Origin of the sequence: Paenibacillus sp. M2 (assembly GCF_046713495.1) — a bacterium.
GTDB classification, from domain to species: domain Bacteria; phylum Bacillota; class Bacilli; order Paenibacillales; family Paenibacillaceae; genus Paenibacillus; species Paenibacillus amylolyticus_B.
In genome coordinates, this window is sequence record NZ_CP169648.1 from 5,544,320 (window position 1) to 5,562,174 (window position 17,855).

At 44.7% G+C, this 17,855-nt stretch carries 13 protein-coding genes; 1 reads left to right on the forward strand and 12 read right to left on the reverse strand.

Annotation, left to right across the window (positions count from 1 at the left end):
- Positions 1 to 215: 215 nt before the first annotated feature.
- A complete protein-coding gene (locus ACETMN_RS25555; protein WP_411735299.1) occupies positions 216 to 3,755 on the reverse strand; it encodes an S-layer homology domain-containing protein in 3,540 nt (1,179 codons plus the stop codon).
- Positions 3,756 to 4,362: 607 nt separating this feature from the next.
- Here ACETMN_RS25555 and ACETMN_RS25560 point away from each other — a divergent pair.
- Positions 4,363 to 5,319 carry a hypothetical protein gene (locus tag ACETMN_RS25560; protein WP_411735300.1) on the forward strand — a complete coding sequence of 319 codons (957 nt, stop codon included), beginning with the start codon at positions 4,363 to 4,365 and terminating at the stop codon, positions 5,317 to 5,319.
- Between the two features lie 491 nt (positions 5,320 to 5,810).
- On the opposite strand, the gene ACETMN_RS25565 is transcribed toward ACETMN_RS25560, so the two are convergent.
- From ACETMN_RS25565 to ACETMN_RS25615, 11 genes are all read right to left on the reverse strand, one after another.
- Positions 5,811 to 6,086 (reverse strand): MarR family winged helix-turn-helix transcriptional regulator, encoded by a 276-nt coding sequence (locus ACETMN_RS25565; RefSeq protein WP_223199758.1) that lies wholly within the window; start codon positions 6,084 to 6,086, stop codon positions 5,811 to 5,813.
- Positions 6,087 to 6,333: 247 nt separating this feature from the next.
- The gene (locus ACETMN_RS25570) at positions 6,334 to 7,161 is read right to left on the reverse strand and encodes a sugar phosphate isomerase/epimerase family protein (protein ID WP_091020249.1); all 828 of its coding nucleotides are present in this window, start codon (positions 7,159 to 7,161) and stop codon (positions 6,334 to 6,336) included.
- 115 nt (positions 7,162 to 7,276) lie between these two features.
- Positions 7,277 to 7,468, reverse strand: coding sequence for a hypothetical protein (locus tag ACETMN_RS25575; RefSeq protein WP_143786586.1), 192 nt, complete (start codon positions 7,466 to 7,468; stop codon positions 7,277 to 7,279).
- 154 nt (positions 7,469 to 7,622) lie between these two features.
- Complete coding sequence (locus ACETMN_RS25580; protein WP_091020252.1) at positions 7,623 to 8,648, reverse strand: hypothetical protein; 1,026 nt, start codon at positions 8,646 to 8,648, stop codon at positions 7,623 to 7,625.
- Positions 8,641 to 12,324 carry a non-ribosomal peptide synthetase gene (locus tag ACETMN_RS25585; protein WP_091020254.1) on the reverse strand — a complete coding sequence of 1,228 codons (3,684 nt, stop codon included), beginning with the start codon at positions 12,322 to 12,324 and terminating at the stop codon, positions 8,641 to 8,643. The genes ACETMN_RS25580 and ACETMN_RS25585 overlap by 8 nt, the downstream gene beginning before the upstream one ends.
- A gap of 37 nt (positions 12,325 to 12,361) precedes the next feature.
- On the reverse strand, positions 12,362 to 13,234 hold the full coding sequence (locus ACETMN_RS25590) for an ABC transporter permease (RefSeq protein ID WP_047843969.1): 873 nt from the start codon (positions 13,232 to 13,234) through the stop codon (positions 12,362 to 12,364).
- Positions 13,231 to 14,211, reverse strand: coding sequence for an ABC transporter ATP-binding protein (locus tag ACETMN_RS25595; protein WP_017686951.1), 981 nt, complete (start codon positions 14,209 to 14,211; stop codon positions 13,231 to 13,233). Before ACETMN_RS25595 ends, ACETMN_RS25590 begins: the two co-directional genes overlap by 4 nt.
- Before the next feature lie 87 nt (positions 14,212 to 14,298).
- Positions 14,299 to 15,573 (reverse strand): ACP S-malonyltransferase, encoded by a 1,275-nt coding sequence (fabD, locus tag ACETMN_RS25600; RefSeq protein WP_105601699.1) that lies wholly within the window; start codon positions 15,571 to 15,573, stop codon positions 14,299 to 14,301.
- A 30-nt stretch (positions 15,574 to 15,603) separates the two neighbouring features.
- Entirely contained in the window at positions 15,604 to 16,674 is a 1,071-nt protein-coding gene (locus ACETMN_RS25605; protein WP_341073810.1) for an HAD-IIIC family phosphatase, read from the reverse strand.
- Between the two features lie 58 nt (positions 16,675 to 16,732).
- Positions 16,733 to 16,966, reverse strand: coding sequence for an acyl carrier protein (locus ACETMN_RS25610; RefSeq protein ID WP_017686948.1), 234 nt, complete (start codon positions 16,964 to 16,966; stop codon positions 16,733 to 16,735).
- Positions 16,967 to 17,001: 35 nt separating this feature from the next.
- Complete coding sequence (locus tag ACETMN_RS25615) at positions 17,002 to 17,853, reverse strand: 3-hydroxyacyl-CoA dehydrogenase family protein (RefSeq protein WP_341073811.1); 852 nt, start codon at positions 17,851 to 17,853, stop codon at positions 17,002 to 17,004.
- Positions 17,854 to 17,855 lie beyond the last annotated feature (2 nt).

Consider the following 17,855-nt stretch of genomic DNA (forward strand, 5'->3'; position numbering starts at 1 on the left):
AGACTTAACTCATTCTATCACAGTAACTTGCCCTTTCGTTTCGTGAATTACAGCAATGGAATGCCTTACATGCCACCAAGATGAGACAGCCTTTATCCCAAAAAAACTGACACCCCAAAAGGATATCAGTTTTTTCTTCTACTTTTTAGCTACTTTTCGTCTATTTCCATCTATTCCTATCTAATTTACACACAGTTAAATCTCTTCTACACTTCTTACACGTACATGGCGAGCAACAAGTTATAGATCATCGTTGCTGCTTCCGCACGTGTCGTTTCACTTCCTGCACGAACCGTATGGTCCGTATATCCGCTCACAATTTTGGCCTGTACCGCTGCATTCAGCGCTTCCTGTGCCCAAGAAGGCGTCTGCGATGCATCAGTGAAATTTGGTTTAACGGATGTATCGCCTGACATGCCGGCTTGTGCATCTGAACTTACTTTCAGCGCATTCGCCATCATGACTGCCATCTCGGCTCGGGTAATCGTCCGATCGGGCTTAAATGTGTTATCGCCGTAGCCTTTCACGATTCCAGCTTGCACAGCTGCGGCAATGTCGCCTTTCGCCCAGTCTGGCAGATTACCTTGATCCGCAAACGTTGTATCCGACTCCACGGACTTCAATGACAGCGCCTTACTGAGCAACGTAACAAACTCTGCCCGGGTAATCTTCTTCGATGGTTGGAATGTTCCATCTGTGTACCCTTGAATCACGTTCATGCCCAGCAAACGATCTGCGTAGTCGGAAGCCCAGTGTCCATTCAGGTCAGACAGATTCATTGGTACATAGCTTGACACAACGAATGTACCCAGATGATTCACACTGGCCGTTATGCTTCCTGCTCCATTCGTCCTGCCACCGATAAACACCCAGCTCTGACGAGCTTCATTATAATAGTAGATTGCAGGTTGAGTGCCATTCGGCAGATCTGCCAAATCCACTTTCAAGCTCAATGCCGCCTGATCATTCAACGTTCTTCCGCCACTGCGACTAATCTGTACAGCTTGTCCAAGTACATTCAGGGAAGCTGTATTCTGCAACTTGTCCTTGGCAACCACAGACACGTGCAACGTATCCTTGGAACCAATGGCTCCCGCTGGAGCGTTGAATTGTACGATGTCTTTCAATCCGGCTTGGACCGGCTGATTCGCTTCCACCTCAACCTTCACTTCAGTGGATGCATCTGATTCCGTTTCAGGGTTCGTTGGTGTGGTTGGAACGGTAGGCGTTGTTGGCACACTTGGTGTGCTTACTCCTGAATTCCCACCAGAGTTGCCTCCATTACCTCCACCTGAACCCTCGCCACCATTGCCTGAGCGTGCTTCTACAGTCACGGTACGGATAACTTCTTGTGCTGCATTACCAGCAATATCCTTCACGTTATACCGAAGGGTGTAGATTCCTGCTGCTTGTGTGTTCACCGTGCCATCCACCTGCACGGAACCACGGATGCCGACATCATCAGAAGCCTGTGCTCCAGGCTCATTGTAAGTGTCTCCCACATTCAGCGTCATCTGGCTGCTACCTTGCAGGGTGATGACGGGAATCTCACGGTCAGTTTTGATGACCAGAGGTAAAGTATACGTTTGTTCCAGATCATCGGTTGCCCGGAATAAAAGGTTGTGCTCCCCCGGCTCCGTTATCTCCAAAGGCGTATTCTCTGTATATCGTTCATATGTCTGCCCTCCATCACGGGACAACTCGATGATCGCAGAAGTAGCAGGTGCGTATACTGCGGCGGTTACACTAACGGTTACAGACTGATTCGTCCATGTATCCGTGTGATACGGCTGGCCGTCAGCGGTTGTCATGTTACTTTTCAACACCAGCGCCTGATTATTCGTGCCTTCCACAATGACAGTGAACGTTTTGGGTTGAGATTCCGTGCCACGCTGCACGGTTGCCGTCAGTTCCAATCGCTCATTATTGTCCGGTTGCGTTTGCAGCTTGCCCTCGTTATTCATTAGTTCCGGGTTGGAGCTGGACCAGCTAATCGTTGCTCCATGCTTCCCTTCAACAGGAAGGGCAAGATCGGAATGGACCGCGTTCAGATCGCCCAGATCGATTGCTTGGATTGTATCGTTTACCGCCTGTGCGTCACTGTAAGGTGTAGCACTCATGAAGATTGGGTTGGAGTAGAACCACAGGTCGCGATAATTGCTATCGTTAATTTGATCAAAACGAGTCGTTGCATCCGCTGTCGTATTTTTCGGATCAAGCTGCGGTTCACCATTGACAGTCTCACCTGTCACGTTCATTCCCAGATTCGTACCGCGCAGGCGGAAATACCGATCCTGGTCTGTGGCTTTGATTTTGTACGTGATGACATTATAGCCTTCAGCATCTGTCGTCCAATCGTTGGATGTGAAGGTAGCCAGTACTTTGGTAGAATCGTTGGTGTCTTTGGTATATGCGGCTGTACCCTTCTGGGCCTTGGCTGTCACATCCCCAGCGATGAGATCGACGTGATCCACCACGGGTACTTGTCCAGCGGACGTACCACTGTTAATTGGTTTTTCATAGTTGTTGCTCGTCGTTGGACTCTTGAAGCGAATCTTCAGTTCCACTTCGTCACCTTGGGTCACACCTAGGTCTCCACCCATCTCAACCTGAGCACCCGCTCCGGAAGCCGTGAAATCGAGTGCGTTGATCAGGTCACCGAATACGGAAAATGATTTCCCCGAACGCAGTCCATCCAGAACAGCCTGCATACCTGTACCCTCAACCCAGGAATACGTCTTGGCATATTCGCCCGGAAAATAACCACTGGAATTCGTGCCAATCGTCTTGAAGTGGTAATCCGAATTGCCATAGTTCCAGAAGTGACGTCCTTCTCCAAGCAATGCATCCCATAGTCCGCCAACCTTGGCGACCATATAGTCTACACCGCCGTATGTACGATATTTGTATCCATCATCTGCGGTTGGATTAGCTACATTGTAACTTGTGTTGTACCCTCCACGATCCGGTTCCATCTGATTGCCCAGCATGCCTTCGATACCGAATACCACTTGTGGAGCCAGATCGTTGAACTCACGGAAGTCCGCGATGGTATATTTGTTTTTGCCGCGTGAAGGATGGTTGATCATCGCATAACTTGTCATTGGATAGTTGGTCGCGAGCCAATTGATGGCGGTTAACGCATCCTGATGAGTCGTGTAAGCACGCCCTCCGTTCTGCTCCCATTTTGTTACGTCCGCCGCATTAAACAGGTTCGCTGCGCGATTCGTGAAACGGTATTCGAATTCCTTGGCAGCGTTTAGCGCTTCGGTTGAGTTTGGCTCATCCGTAAGAATCCCCACCCCAACGTGTTCATGTGTCGGCATGTCCCATTCGAAACCGGAGAAGATCGTTTTACCTGCGTATTTGCCTGCATCCTGAAGTGCCTTGATCTGTGGTACCTGATATTCATTCATTCCCTGAGACATCGGTATTGGTCCACCCGAAATATCGTTCCCGTTGTGATCTCGCTTGGATAACCGCAGGTGATCCGTAAGGGCGATCCAGTCCAACCCATATTTCGTTAAACCCGCATCAAGCACGTTCTCCAGTGAAACCTGTGCATCATCGGACTCAAACGTATGTACATGCAAATCTCCCGTTTGCCAAGAACCTGTTGCCGAGCTGTTGATCGATGTGTTGTCTCCCGCATCTGCATACGTTATCGCAGCAGGGAAAGCCCCCATGACCATCCCTGTAGCCAAGGGTATAAGTGTAAGCATAGCGAGCACTTTCTTGCCTTTATTAATGAACAAAATTATCCCACCACCCGTTCTGAGTTGTTGTGTCGGGAGTAAATATAAGAGACTTTTGGGGGCAGGGTCAACGGCCTGGAAGTATGTATTTAAAATTTTACATATACCTGCATTCTTTCATATTCCGTTAAAGGTTTTTCTAACTTATCCTGACGAAGTCATACTCTATACTGCTCCATATTTGGAGAGTGAATCTAGGAATAACGCTGCAAATAGGAGGAGATACAAAATTCAGAGATTGTTCACGATTCAGGAAAGTTCCACCACTGCTGTGGATCATTAGGAGGAGAACTGGTGAATGAGGAATGATAAAGCGGAGAAAATAATGAGTTTTGTAAAAAGATCAGGGTTACGTATACGCTGAGTATAGAAAAAAGCACCCCGGATCATGGGCATAATACGCCCTGAATCCGCAGGTACTTTGGGTTGAGCTGGATTTTGTTTTGGCCCTTACATCTTTGCTTTTGTGAACTGGGGACGAGTTGTTTGTGAAATCCGACCGATCTCCACTTTATATTTAAACTGGAAAAATACGATACATAAACCGATAATGTTGAAGATGGCTAACAACACAAAGATCATTATTCATTGAAGGGGTTGCACACTTTTGAAAAGATTCTATCTCGGTTTTGGATTAACGATCATCGTTATCATTGTACTATTATCAAGCTCTACTCCAACAGAAGCAGCATCGAAGAAAGTAAACTTAAAATTGTCCGATGGAGGGACGTACTATGGTGAAGTTTTAAACGGAAAACCTCATGGTAAAGGAACCGCGAGATGGGAAGAAACCGAAGTTTACTCTGGAGATTGGGTGAGTGGTAAGCGGCAAGGAAAAGGCAAGTATACATATACATTAGTTAAAGGTGGAGGTGTCCCCTTTGAGGATTACAATGAATCTAATATGGGCCATGGAACAGGTGAATTCATTACAAAAACCTACACCGGATCATGGATTAATGATACATATCATGGTAAAGGAAAAGAAATTACGCAATGGTTAGAAGTACAGTATCTTACTTCTGATGGTAAGGTTTACCCTATACATGACCGTTACAACAACACCATTAACGATGGAACATTCAATCAGGGCAAGATGTCTCAGGGATATTATGCAATCCACTCTTCAGATACTGTTTCACTAGGGTATACCGATCATACGACTACGATTGTTCTCAAAAATGATTATTTCAACGAAAAGTTAACCGGGGACCCGTACTTTTTTGACACGATTATCAATTATAAAAAGAAACACGGTTCTTCAGAAAAATATATTGGGATTAAACCATCCGAATTCTCCAAAGGTACATTAACTAATGGCAAATTCACGGGGGTTACGCATCTAATCGATTATAGTAATTCAGTCAGTTATGCTAAACAAGTCATAATGAACGATAACGTATTAAAGGAGAATCACATAACATCTGCCGTCTTTGATAAGGATCGCAAGCAAATCATTAATGAATTCCTGCAAGCTATTAGGCCCTATTCAGTCAAAATCAATACAATCTCTGACGAGATTATGTCATTAAAAGACATTAACTATGAGGGAATGATCCCCTAGGTAGCGGAGGTCACAAAATGAGAAAAAAGCGATGGATTGTGAGCATAGTCATTTTGATTATCATCCTTTTCATGAGCGAATTGATGATGTTGTCCTCAGGAAAGGTTGGAGTTCTCAACATAACGCAGAGAGTTATTTCAGGTGCACCTCATGTTATCGTTCAAGGGCAGACACTGTCTTACCAAGGTAAGATTCATTGGGAGGATATGCAAAGTAGTATCGAAAAATATTCCACAAGCGATGAAGGAACGGTCTTGTATAAAGCACTAGGCACCCCTGTCCCCCCACCTTGGATATATGTGAAAAAAGGGAACCATCAGGGTTTCCGATATAAAATCCCGCAGCTTCCCTGGAAACTATAAATGATCTGGGAACTTCACGAGCGGACATCACCAGATGTCCGCTTTTGCTATGAATTTGTAGTCTACCTCGCTCAATGGTGACATGTCCTATGGTTCGGGTATCAAATACAATCCACACTAATGTTCCTCTCACTTTTCTTCCAATCCATTAAACTGCCTGAGCATGGCGGTGAAATGCTCCAGTTCCTTATCATCCCATCTCGATATACGGTCATAAAAAGCTGACTCCTTCTCCTTGAGCGCATCGACCGTCGATTGTTGACCAAGTTCCGTAAGAGACAGTAACACCCCGCGCCGATCCTTGGGGTCTTGCTCTTTGCTAACATATCCCGACTTTTCAAGTTGTTTGATTAATCGGCTGACCGAACTGCGGTCCATTGCATTTGGTTTTGACTGAATTTTCACTCATTATTATTAACTCAAACCAAACTGCTCAATATTATACTGGTGAACTAGCCAGACTATGGCGTGGAACCGGAATTCGCGTAAATGCCCTAAATCCTGGCGGAGATGAGGTCATGTAAAACAGACTGTGGATCGTTACGAAACAACTGATGAAAGATCACGGCGTACTGGATTAATTGAACAAGAACAGGGGGGTTCCCTAAGCCATAAACATAGCTAGGAACACCCCCTCCTTTTTTTCAGCAACTTAGATTGCTGCAAATACCTTGTCAAAACCTGCTTTCGATTTAGCCAATATTTCACTCAAACTTAGATTCGATGCCGGTGCCAGTACTTCCTGAGCCACCACACCATTGTAACCAATCGCCTGCAGATTTCTCAGAAATCCGCCCAGATCAATGACCCCTTCGCCGGGGTACAAACGCTCATAATCCAGTAATTCCTCTATCGGCAAATCATAAGCATCGTTGATATGCACATGAACAACCTGTTCTTTCTTCAGCTTCAACAGATCTTCCATCGGTAAACCATTTGTATGCCAGTGATAGGAATCTACCAGTAAACCTACGTTAGGTGCATGGATCGTCTCGATCCAGTCCAGCGTATCTTCCACACGCCAGATAAACGGATTCTTCCATTGCGTCCGCAAGTGATGGCATCCCACAAACTCCAGACCCAACTTAATCCCGTAAGCGTCCAAGATATCTGCGCAGAGTCTCAAACGTTTCGTAGCCGCCGCCATAAATTGCGCTGCCGGTTGATCCGTTGAGGGTAAAATATACGTGCAACAGCTATAACAGTTTAGCGAAGCAGAAGCTTCTGCCATAGCGACCAACGATTGCAACCCCTCACGGAATTGCTCATCTGTTGTCCGCCACTCCACCGTCAGACCCGATGAACCGATGATCACCTGATTGCTTGCCAGCAGATGTTGTGCCTGTTCCTTGCCATACGTTTCAATCAATGAGAGCGGATTCAAATCTACAGATCCGAATCCGTGCTTGGCCGCATCCGTGATATATTGTTCATCAGACTCGATATTGCCCAGTCCCGCATTCGTTAACCCTCTAATCATCCTAATCTCCTCCTGTGACTCGTCTGGAATTGCAGCTTGTTTATCATTTTATAATAGCAGTACTCTCCGAAAAAGAAACCATCAAAAAGAGCGGCAACACGTTATATTAACGTCATTACCGTGCGCATAATCCACTGATCAGAAAGCTCATGGAGATCGAAATACCGGACCAAGCTTCCAAGTCGCTCTGGATACCAAGATCATTTTGCAGAAATATAGGAAAAAACGGAACGGACAGTGAGTATGCCATATGATTGAGAAACAGGCCGAACCACAGAATATACAGATTTCGCTTCCATTGTGGCATCTTGGCATTCCCCATACTATATAATTCCTATGTAAAAAGCAGGTTATTATCCATATTAGGGTAACGTCATCGGAAAGTATAATAGAAAAGTTCAATAGACCCATTCAAGAATTAAATGAATGGGTCTATCTTATCGTAGATACATCGTATTTAATTATTGTCCTAACTGTGATTGATACTCGTATTCGAATACATGTTTCACAATATCCAATTCCATATTTTTCAATTCAATGATTTTATCCAGCATGACATCATACTTTTTGTATACACCCTGCTCCATGATGAATTGATTCATATACATGACCAGATTACGGAGTTTTAAAGCTTCGCTAACCAGTTCTTCCAACCTTATTTTTATCGAAGGATCGGGGAGAAAGTCAAGTATGGCTTGAGCAAGCAGTTGTTTATGTTCGTAAAGCAGGTGAAAAGGATGTATAGCAAACGGCTGATTTTGCATCCCTTCCTTCTGCATCCCCAGCATATCAATCATCTTATCGTATATTTCACTTCCAAGATAACGGTGATCCTTTCTCAGAACACTGCGAACTTGATTAGTCTCTCCTACGTATTCTTTCAAAATATTCATTAGATCCTCTTTGGAGAACTGGAGAACCGTTTCATAATAATATTCACTTGGTTCCTTGTACTCTTCTGTCTTTTCAATGGCCCATATTCCGTTTAGGTAATCCGTAGACCATTCAGCATCGAAATTCGAATCTTGAATAACAGTGATCTCATCATAGGGAAGCCATTTCTCACCATAGAATCCATCCCAAAAATCATGGCACAGAAACTCTTTACGATCCGAATCGAATCCAGAGATGAATACCTCATGTTTACCACCGCCAGGAATATTTCTCAGGAAATAAATATAATTATTCTTTTGAATTAGTTCCACTATAAAATCTTGCAGTTCCCACTGTTTTAAAATCATATCTCTATCGTACACCCTTGTAATCAACATAGGGCATGTCGACATTTTGAATTTGTGCCAAGGATAATACTGTGAACAGACGTCCAATCCATAGCCCCCTTCATCATTGTGATGCAGGATGACCAATAGAAAATTATGATAAATCCAGCTACGTGAACGCTTGTCCAAATCCAACATGGAAAAGAGACTCGCGTGATGTGGGTAGGTAGTCATTAAAGGCTCGTTCACTTGCAATTTTTTAATCATGACTGATCTCCAATCCTGAGCAATTTATTAAGTTATGCTTCTCCAGTTCATGAATGGCTTCCAGCTTGCTTGTGAATTTTCTCCACTGATTATGTGTCATATTCTCCCGATATACCGCCTTCGCCAGCACATTACGTAACTCACTCCAATGATCCTGTATTGCCTGAGCAGCAGAAACAAGATCGGTATGATGTTCATATAACCGTTGCATACGATAGGTTTCGACCTTTTTGGCATTCACAGTGTCTACAATGGATTGTAGAACAAGTTCAGCATAGACCATATCAGGTGAATCTTCTTCATTGAACTGATACGTCTTCTGTATGAAGGACATAAGATGACTCAGTTCCTGATTAATATCTCCTGGTGTAACGCGCACATGATGAATAAACATGTCACGCAGTTCTCCCAGCATGATGCTGTTTCTTTTGTGTGAGACAGTTTCACAAGCTGAAAATGCGTAGAACGTGGGTACTTCTTCTTCCTCCATGAAATGCCGTACGAATCCTTCGTAAGCTTGTACAATATCTTTCATAGGCATCTCCATCGGTTGATACGTGAGATTGTCCCGGTGATCATGTTCTATTACATGGAACACTTGCCGTTGGAGATCATACCCATAGATTAATAAGGAATGTGGCCAGTGGGTACGTAAATACATGTCTTTGCGCATGGACTCGTAATAACAGTCCACTCGGATAATTACTGGGCGGTTCAAGTTAACCGCTTCTATAATCTCTTTTCGTACATCCCCGCTGTAGGTCTTCGTTTCATAAGTTATCCCCATGCGCTCAATTAGCTGGTCATCTGATAATACAGCTTGATACTCTAATCGGAGTATGCCCTGATGTTCATCGAATCTATAGTGCATTCGGTCGTTAATCATCACAGGCAGTACACCAATAGAATAGAAGTTCAATACGGGAAAGAGTGAATTATAGAAGCAGTTTTTGTAGAAAACATCATTAAACGGCTCTATTCCTGCGATGATAACTATTGGCCTATGGGAATGATGTAATATAAGATGATTCGCTTCCGCCGTTGCCCCGACTTCCTCGGTAAATTGCTTCATTGCACCATCTGTCTCTGGCATATCCTGCTCTTCAAGAAGTATCTCTTTTTCAGAGTTATACTTATCCGCTTCATATCCCTTGTTTCGAAGCACTTCAGCCAGTGATGCAATAGTCTCATGCCGCATCACTTCATCAGCAGTAAGCGGAATACTCTGCCTCTCCATATTCGCCTCAAGTTTGATGACATTCAGTGAATGCCCTCCAATTTCGAAGAAGCGGGCATGAACGTCAATCTCTTTTAATTGCAACAGATCCGACCACAATTCGGCGAGCACCTGCTCTAATGCATTGCGTGGAAGTGTAATATCTGTCCCTTCTCCCTGTAAGAGCAAGGGATCTGGAAGAGCTTTTCGGTCCAACTTCCCATTGGCCGTATATGGCATATGATCCAACATGGTGTATCTGGAGGGCAGCATATATTCAGGCAACTCTGTCAGCAAAAAAGATCGCAATTGCTCCTGATTGAGACTTTGGCTCTCCGTTACTGTGTAATAGGCACATAACAGGGACTGCCCATCCTGATCTGACCGAACTGTGACCGCAGCAGCCGAGATAGCCGGGTACTGGAGCAACCTGTTCTCGATCTCCCCGAGTTCGATCCGATAACCACGTATTTTCACTTGAAAATCGGAACGACCCAGATACTCCAGATCTCCATTAGCATTGAGACGTGCGAGATCTCCTGTTTTATACATACAAGCGCCTTCATGAAAAGGATCTTTTAGAAACCTCTCGGCCGTAAGCTCAGGTCTGTTCCAATAACCTCTGGCTACTCCATCTCCTGCGATGCATAACTCTCCCGTTGCTCCGATTGGCATATGCCGATGCCGCTTATCCAGAATATAAATACGGGTATTTGCAATCGGATGACCGATCGAAATTGTCGTGGTAGGCGAAAGTTCCTTAATGCTCGACCATATTGTTGTTTCTGTGGGACCATACATATTGTAGATGCGGGCAGAGGTCATTCCCGCTACCTCTTCATACAAGGCATACGGTAGAGCTTCGCCTCCAATCATCAATATTTGGATTACGCTCCATACCGGTGAATCGGCTGTAAGCCCAATCTGAAGCATCCGCAGTCGAGAAGGCGTTATTTGAATTAATTCAATGTTGTGAGTAACAATTAGATGCGCAATACGGCTTGGACTTAACTGATCCTCTTCTACTGCCATGATCAGTGTTAACCCGTTAGCGAGTGCCCCAAGCGTTTCCAGTACAAAGATATCAAAGGAGAATGTTGTGAGGGCGAGAATTCGTTTGCCAGCCTCAAAAGAAATGCTGCGGGATACACCTTCCACAAAGTTTCTTAGTGCCCGATGTTCAATCATGACCCCTTTTGGCCTGCCTGTAGATCCGGAAGTATATATCAAATAAGCCAACTGCTCCGACGAAACAACTGGCAGAGAGATATGTTGTTCATCCCATTCTTCCATGCGAGAAATATCGATTATTTGTCCTGTGTATATGAGTGAGCCGATCAGATCGGGGTTCGTTAGCAGAATCGCAGCCTGGCTATCCTCCAGCATGAACTGCAATCGATTATTTGCATATGCGGGGTCCATTGGCATGTAAGCAGCCCCCGCCTTAAGTACACCCAGCATAGCCAAGAGCATGTCTTCCGATCGCGTTAACAGAATTCCTACAATAGCGCCTGATCTTACTCCCTGAGCTAACAGGTATTTCGCAAGTTGATCTGATTTGTAATCCAAGCTTTGATAGGTAAGGATATTTTCTCCGCAGATCACTGCGGGAATATCCGGCTGTTGTGCAGACCAGGACTGAATCATCTGGATGATTGAACGAGCTTCAGGAAAACGGATCTCCGTATCATTCAGATGTTCAATAACCTGGTCTTCCTTGCGCGAGAGCATCTTTATATGATGTAATCCCTCATCTGGATGGGCTGTACAAATAGAGAGCACACGTATCACGTGGTCTACAATCTGTTCAATAGTTGCTGGAGAATATATTGCGGCATTGTAATTCATGCGTAGCGCCAGCCCCACTTTAGACATTTGAAGTGAAAACACCATATCGGCTAGGGGGCCTGTTTCCTGTAGATTCTCCTGCATATTGTCCATACGAACCACAGTGGCTACCCTTGGCAAGTCTGTCCCTTCATGACCAAGCAATTCAAGAATTTTCTCCAGCGAAAGATGGTTAAACTTTTTGGCCGCACCCACAAGGGTCCTGAGCTGAAGAACAACTTCCTTAAAAGAACACTCTTCACCAAAATTGATGCGAATAGCACGTAGTTGACTTGAATTTGTTGCACCAGATGAAGCGGGAATACCTACAGTTATATCGTCATTGTCCAGATAACGGTGTAACACGTATGTGACACCTGCCAGAAGAAGAATAAATGCCCCTGCTTCGGTGTTCCCGGAAATGCGAAAGATTTGTTCTGAAACAGGTTGAGGAAATGCAATTTGCATCTCCTCAAACACTTGCTCACCCCATGTTCCCCTCGTTTGTTCACTAGGAAACATGCTGAATTGAAGGTCCCCCGAGAGATGGTTTAGCCAATATTGCTTCTCCTCTTCGAACTTTCGGCTCGATAATAGCAAATTTTGCATGAATGCACCTGGCTCTGCTGACAATTAGCACGCCTCCCCTTCTCTTTGAGATCAAGAATAATCAGATTAGGTTGAGACCTTTTTTCTTTGCCATCTTTTCTACCTTGCGCAGCATAACGATTGAGATAATTGTATACGAAATGGCAAAAAAGATGAGAATGCACCATTCCATCCAGATCGGTGCAAGGGGCACCCAATCTGTTTTGAAACTGTAATAACGCACCATATCATACCCCCAGGTATAAGGCAGGAGATATGCGATCCAACGAACGACTGCCGGAAACTGGTCCACTGGGAAATAAGCACCTGCTACAAATTCAAACATGATAAACAAAATACCCACAATGGATGAGACCTGGCGGTACAGAATCCCCAGTAGTGCAATCATGACGCCAAGCGCCATTAATGCAACGATGACCACAAGACAGGTGACTAGAATCATCATGGATTCAGCAAAGTTGAGACCTGCGTACAGAACAAGCAGAATATACATCGGTATGAACACAATGACATTCATTAATGCACTGGCTACAACCGTCCCTACATAATACGCATAACGAGAGATTGGATTGCAGTACAGATACTCCAAAGTGCCGTTATGGAGATCATTCGTCACGGCGCCGAGCGGTGCGTTTAACGCTACTCCGTAGAACAGCCATACAAGTATTGCACCCAGATAAAAGATAAACAGGTTATCTCCTTGAAGTACATTCTCTCCCTCGTATACAACAAACGTGGACATCAGCAGGAAAAAGAGTACTCGTAGACCCAACTGTAGGAAGTTACCGAAGAAGTTGGGCAGATACCTTACAGCAATCTGCAATTCCTTCACGGTTGTTGCCCACACGACGGTGAAAAATCCGGTAGGTTTACCTATCGCTTGCAGCTTTAGCGTTTCCTGACCTGTCCCGGTTTTAGCGTATTCGATACTCACTGTTCTCTGCCTCCTGCCAATGTGTACTCTAAATTCTCATCAGACTTCACATAGAGCTGAACAAACAAATCTTCAAGTGTTAGTTGTCTATGCTGAATGGTCGTATGGATATTGCCTTCTTTTAATTCACTAATAACCGCGCCCATCCCGTCGTACAGGTTCGTGATTCCGAAGGAAACCGTGTCTTCCTCCTCACGAATAATAGTGGAAGTTACCTCCGGCAGAGCAGTGATTCGCTCCTGAATGGAAGGGGGCAAGTCTGCTCTGGGAATGTCGATGAATTCAACTGCGCCCAGATTGGATTTTAGTTCGGCAATTGTACCTGTTTTAAGGAGCGTTCCTTTACGCATCAGGGACACACGGTCCGTCATGTCCTCTACCTCAGTCAGAATGTGAGAGGTCAGAATAATGGATTTCCCCTCATCCCGCACATAACTTTTAATGAACTCACGTACACGTCTGGAGATCACGGGATCCAGGCCCTTGGTCGGTTCATCCAGATATATCACTTCAGGATCATGCAGCAGGGCTCGCATAATGACAACGGTTTGCTTTTGGCCACCCGATAATTGCATGAATTGCTTGTTCAGATGTTCCGAGAAATCCAGATACGTACTTAATTTGTCAATCTGGTTAGAAATCTCTTGTTTGCTAAGTCCGGTAAGTCTTCCAAAGAATATTAAGTTCTCTCGAACAGTTAATCTCGCATAAGCAGAGCGTTCAGTATCTTGACCCACGTATCCAATTAGTCTCCTGATGATGTTCGCATCGGTATCCAAATCGTAGCCGCCGATATTGACAATTCCGGAGTCCTTGGTCAACAGAGTCGCCAGGACTTTAATAAATGTTGTTTTCCCTGAACCGTTGGTCCCCAGAATTGTGTGGATCTCACCCTTGCGAAGCTCAAAGGACATGTTATCTAACGCTAGGTGTTTACCATAGGACTTAGTGACGTTCTCAGCGGATAGCACTCTCACTTGTTCTCCCCCTTTATGTATTGCCTGTATTGCTGAATTCATGGGAGGGCGAATACGCTATTACAGCGTATTTCGCCCCTAATGTAATCACTTTACGCCGACAGCTTCGTGTACCAGATACTCAGCCAGTTCGTAGTGATGTCCAGTATCATCAATGATATGATTCATCCACTGATTTCTTTCTTTAACAGGTAACTTTTTAGTTTCAAAGATGCCCTTGAGCAGTTCCAACGCTTCTATCATTTGCTCTTTTGAGGGTTTGTCCCCCGCATTTTCAACCTGCTCCTGAATTGCCTGGATTCGTTTGTAACGCTGAACAACACCTTGTTGATACTCTGCTTCATCCCAATTCTGGTTCGGCGTTGCCACTGCAATGGCTAAACATTTAGTTATGACTGTGGGTACTCCTTTTTTCTTCTTGCCATCCGATTGAAACATGCTGATCAATTTTTGACGTTCCGCTTTTTCGCCAAAGCAGAGCGAATTGATATCAGGACAGTTCGTTTTAGTCAATTTATTCAATACATTTTTGGGTCCCATTTCGATGGCAAGTGTGACACCGAAACGCTCAAGGTATTGAAGAATCCGTGTCCATTGCACAGGTTTGACCATCTGATCTGTCAGCAATCCCGGAATTCGCTCCACATCACCATAAGGTTGACCTGTAACATTGGATAGTACCGGCCATTTGAACATATTGTACGAATACTTTGCCAGTTCTTGACCGAGCCGCTCTGCATCTTCCGCCATCAGCGAACTATGAATGGGTGCACTGGACATTAGGGGAGTAACCTGACCATCGGCATCCAATACGGCTGCTTCGATCTCCTCCAGTACGTATTGATGACCGGACACGGCAGCTTGTGTTGGCGAATTATAACAGGAGACCACAGCTACACCCTGCTCGCCGCTGTATTGTTCACAGAGTTGCTCCACAATGGATGCGTCAATACCGTCCATAATCGTCATTGATCCTGTGCCCCGATCAATATGAATCTGCATCATTGCACCGCGCAATTTGGTGATTTGAACAGCATCGGAAAATGTCATGGCACCTGAACATACCAACGCCGAATATTCACCCATACTGTGACCTGCACAAAATTGTGGTCGAATCCCCACTTCTTCCATATACACTCTGAAAGCCGCTACATTCGTTGCCAGAAGAGCAGGTTGCATGTTCTCATTCTGATTCAGTTCAGATAAACTTCCTTCAAAACATAGTTTTGCCAGATCCACACCTGCAACGTCACTCGCTTCCTCATACGTTTGCTTGGCAATGCTATATTGATCATAGAAACTCTTTCCCATACCTACATACTGAGAACCTTGTCCCGGAAACAGCAGTGCTATTTTTTCCATGTCGTAACCTCCATTAATAGGGTTGGTGTATTAATTATTAATAATGTTCAGTTCCACATATGAAGGAATTTTCTGAATATAGCTCATGTCGTGTTCAAAAATGACAAGGTCCTCTTCCTGATGGATTTCTTTGAATCCGCCAAATTTATAGGTCAGATACATCATCCGATTACGATCGGTCATTTTGAATTCAGCCCGTATCTTGACCCCGGCTTCTTTCGCCTGTTCCAGGATATAATTCATGAGAATCGTGCCTACCCCTCGCGACATTACACGGCAAGACATCAGCAGCAGCTTCACGGTCCAGTACTCCTCTTCCAGCTCAAGCAAAGCGAGTCCAATTTTTCCATATGCTCCATACTTGTCTTCCAGTCCTGTAATGAGAATTTTGTGATTAGGAGATTGACTGAGTTGTTCCAGATCTTCATAGGAATAGGTATACCCTGTAGTGTTCAGCTGATGAGTCCGCACCGTTAACTCTTCTGCACGCTGCAGATCATCTCCCTTGAGGGGAGAAATCGTAAATGTCATGCCAAGTGAAGCAAGAAAGTCATCTTTGGGACCTGTGAATTCCTCTTCCGCCTTATTACGGATCTCATCGCTTTTGTACATTAAACGGCGAAGTCTGGAGTCCTCCGTAATAAAACGGGGATTCATCATCTCCATGTCAGGAATGTCCAGGTACTGGGCAGCATCTATGCATCGAACTTCAGCATGCTCAAACTGTACCTCTTCCAGCTCAAACATCTGATCATCCACAAAAGCAACCGTATTCGCTCCGATATTAATGGACGTTATGATGGATTGAATCGAGCTCGACTTGGAATTCCAGTGAATCTGGGGGTATAGGAAATATTCATGAATTCCGAATTCCTCAAGCTTCTCCATGGCTGTCTGATGGTCATTTTTACTGGCGATGGATTGCAGAACCCCACGCTCGTCCAGTGTCCGGATCACATCAATAATTCCCTCTCTCAAGACAACATTCTCATCTTCCAGAAGGACACCTTCCCAGATTGTATTATCCAGATCCCAGACGACCAGCTTCACCTTCTCTTGCTTTTGCTTGTCCATTACCGAACTTACCGATGGATCACCCATACCTGAACCCCTCCTTGGCATATTGTTCCAAACTATTGCTTCAAGACCTTCAGGCAGTCTATGCTGTCTTTCGTTCAATCAGTTCATTAATCTTGTTCAACGTACGGAAATTGCTCAGATCCATATCCTGGGTCTCAATCCGAATGTTGAATTCTTTCTCCAGAAACATCACCATCTGCATTGCAAACAGGGAATTGGCAAAACCCAATTCAAAAATATCCTCATCATCCTGAATTTCACGTTTGCGATAGAAACGACTCAGAAATGTTTTTACTTTGACTTTGGACTCCATGCACAGTCACCTCGTATAATTTATAGTCGATACACTTACAGAATCACGTGCTCAAAGAAGCCTTGACCGCTTTTGGCGCCTAACAATCCGGCATCCACCATCTTGCGAAGCAAGGGACATACTCTATATTTCGGGTCCTGATAACTCTCATAGAGTACATCCAATGAATGAACCACAGTATCTAGACCAATCAAATCCGCTGTGTGAAGCGGGCCCATCTTATGTCCAAAACATTTGACGAATATATCATCAACCTCTTCCGGTGAAGCTACCTGATCCTGAACGACAAAGGCAGCTTCATTCATTAGAAGATGGGATATTCGGTTGGATACAAAACCGGGAAGATCTTGTACCAGTATGGCTTCTTTGCCCATGGTATGGAGCAGGGATCTGGTTGCTTCAATCGTTGTATCCGAAGTGTGATAACCCTGAATAGCTTCGACTACCGGTTTTAACGGGACTGGATTCATAAAATGCACACCGATGACCTTGTCCGGCCGTTTGGTGATGGAGCCCACTTTTGTAATCGAAATGCATGATGTATTGACCAAATAAATGCAAGAATCGGGGCAATAGTTTTCAAGCTGTGCATAGACCTCTTTTTTCATATCCCATTGCTCAGGCACGTTCTCAATAATAAAATCTGCATCGCTCAGCGAATCATAATGGGTCGTAAACTCCACACGTGAGAGCACAGTATCCGGGTCTTCGGCATCAGCATCCTTGTTATAGAAGCCGGAAAACCGGATGTTGGTAAACAAGGCTGTTCTCGCCTGATCCAAAATTTCCTCATTCACGTCGATCAAAACCACGTTGTGCCGGGACTGCGCAAGGCTCTGCGCAACCCCTTTTCCCATGACGCCTGCTCCGATTACACCAACCTTCATTC

What these genes read in the sequence shown, in the direction of transcription:
- ACETMN_RS25570 (WP_091020249.1), bottom strand. Translation starts at nt 7,161, where the DNA reads ATGATTAGAGGGTTAACGAATGCGGGACTGGGCAATATCGAGTCTGAT.
- ACETMN_RS25615 (WP_341073811.1), bottom strand. Translation starts at nt 17,853, where the DNA reads ATGAAGGTTGGTGTAATCGGAGCAGGCGTCATGGGAAAAGGGGTTGCG.
- ACETMN_RS25580 (WP_091020252.1), bottom strand. Translation starts at nt 8,648, where the DNA reads ATGATTAAAAAATTGCAAGTGAACGAGCCTTTAATGACTACCTACCCA.
- ACETMN_RS25605 (WP_341073810.1), bottom strand. Translation starts at nt 16,674, where the DNA reads ATGGGTGATCCATCGGTAAGTTCGGTAATGGACAAGCAAAAGCAAGAG.
- ACETMN_RS25575 (WP_143786586.1), bottom strand. Translation starts at nt 7,468, where the DNA reads ATGCCACAATGGAAGCGAAATCTGTATATTCTGTGGTTCGGCCTGTTT.
- fabD (WP_105601699.1), bottom strand. Translation starts at nt 15,573, where the DNA reads ATGGAAAAAATAGCACTGCTGTTTCCGGGACAAGGTTCTCAGTATGTA.
- ACETMN_RS25610 (WP_017686948.1), bottom strand. Translation starts at nt 16,966, where the DNA reads ATGGAGTCCAAAGTCAAAGTAAAAACATTTCTGAGTCGTTTCTATCGC.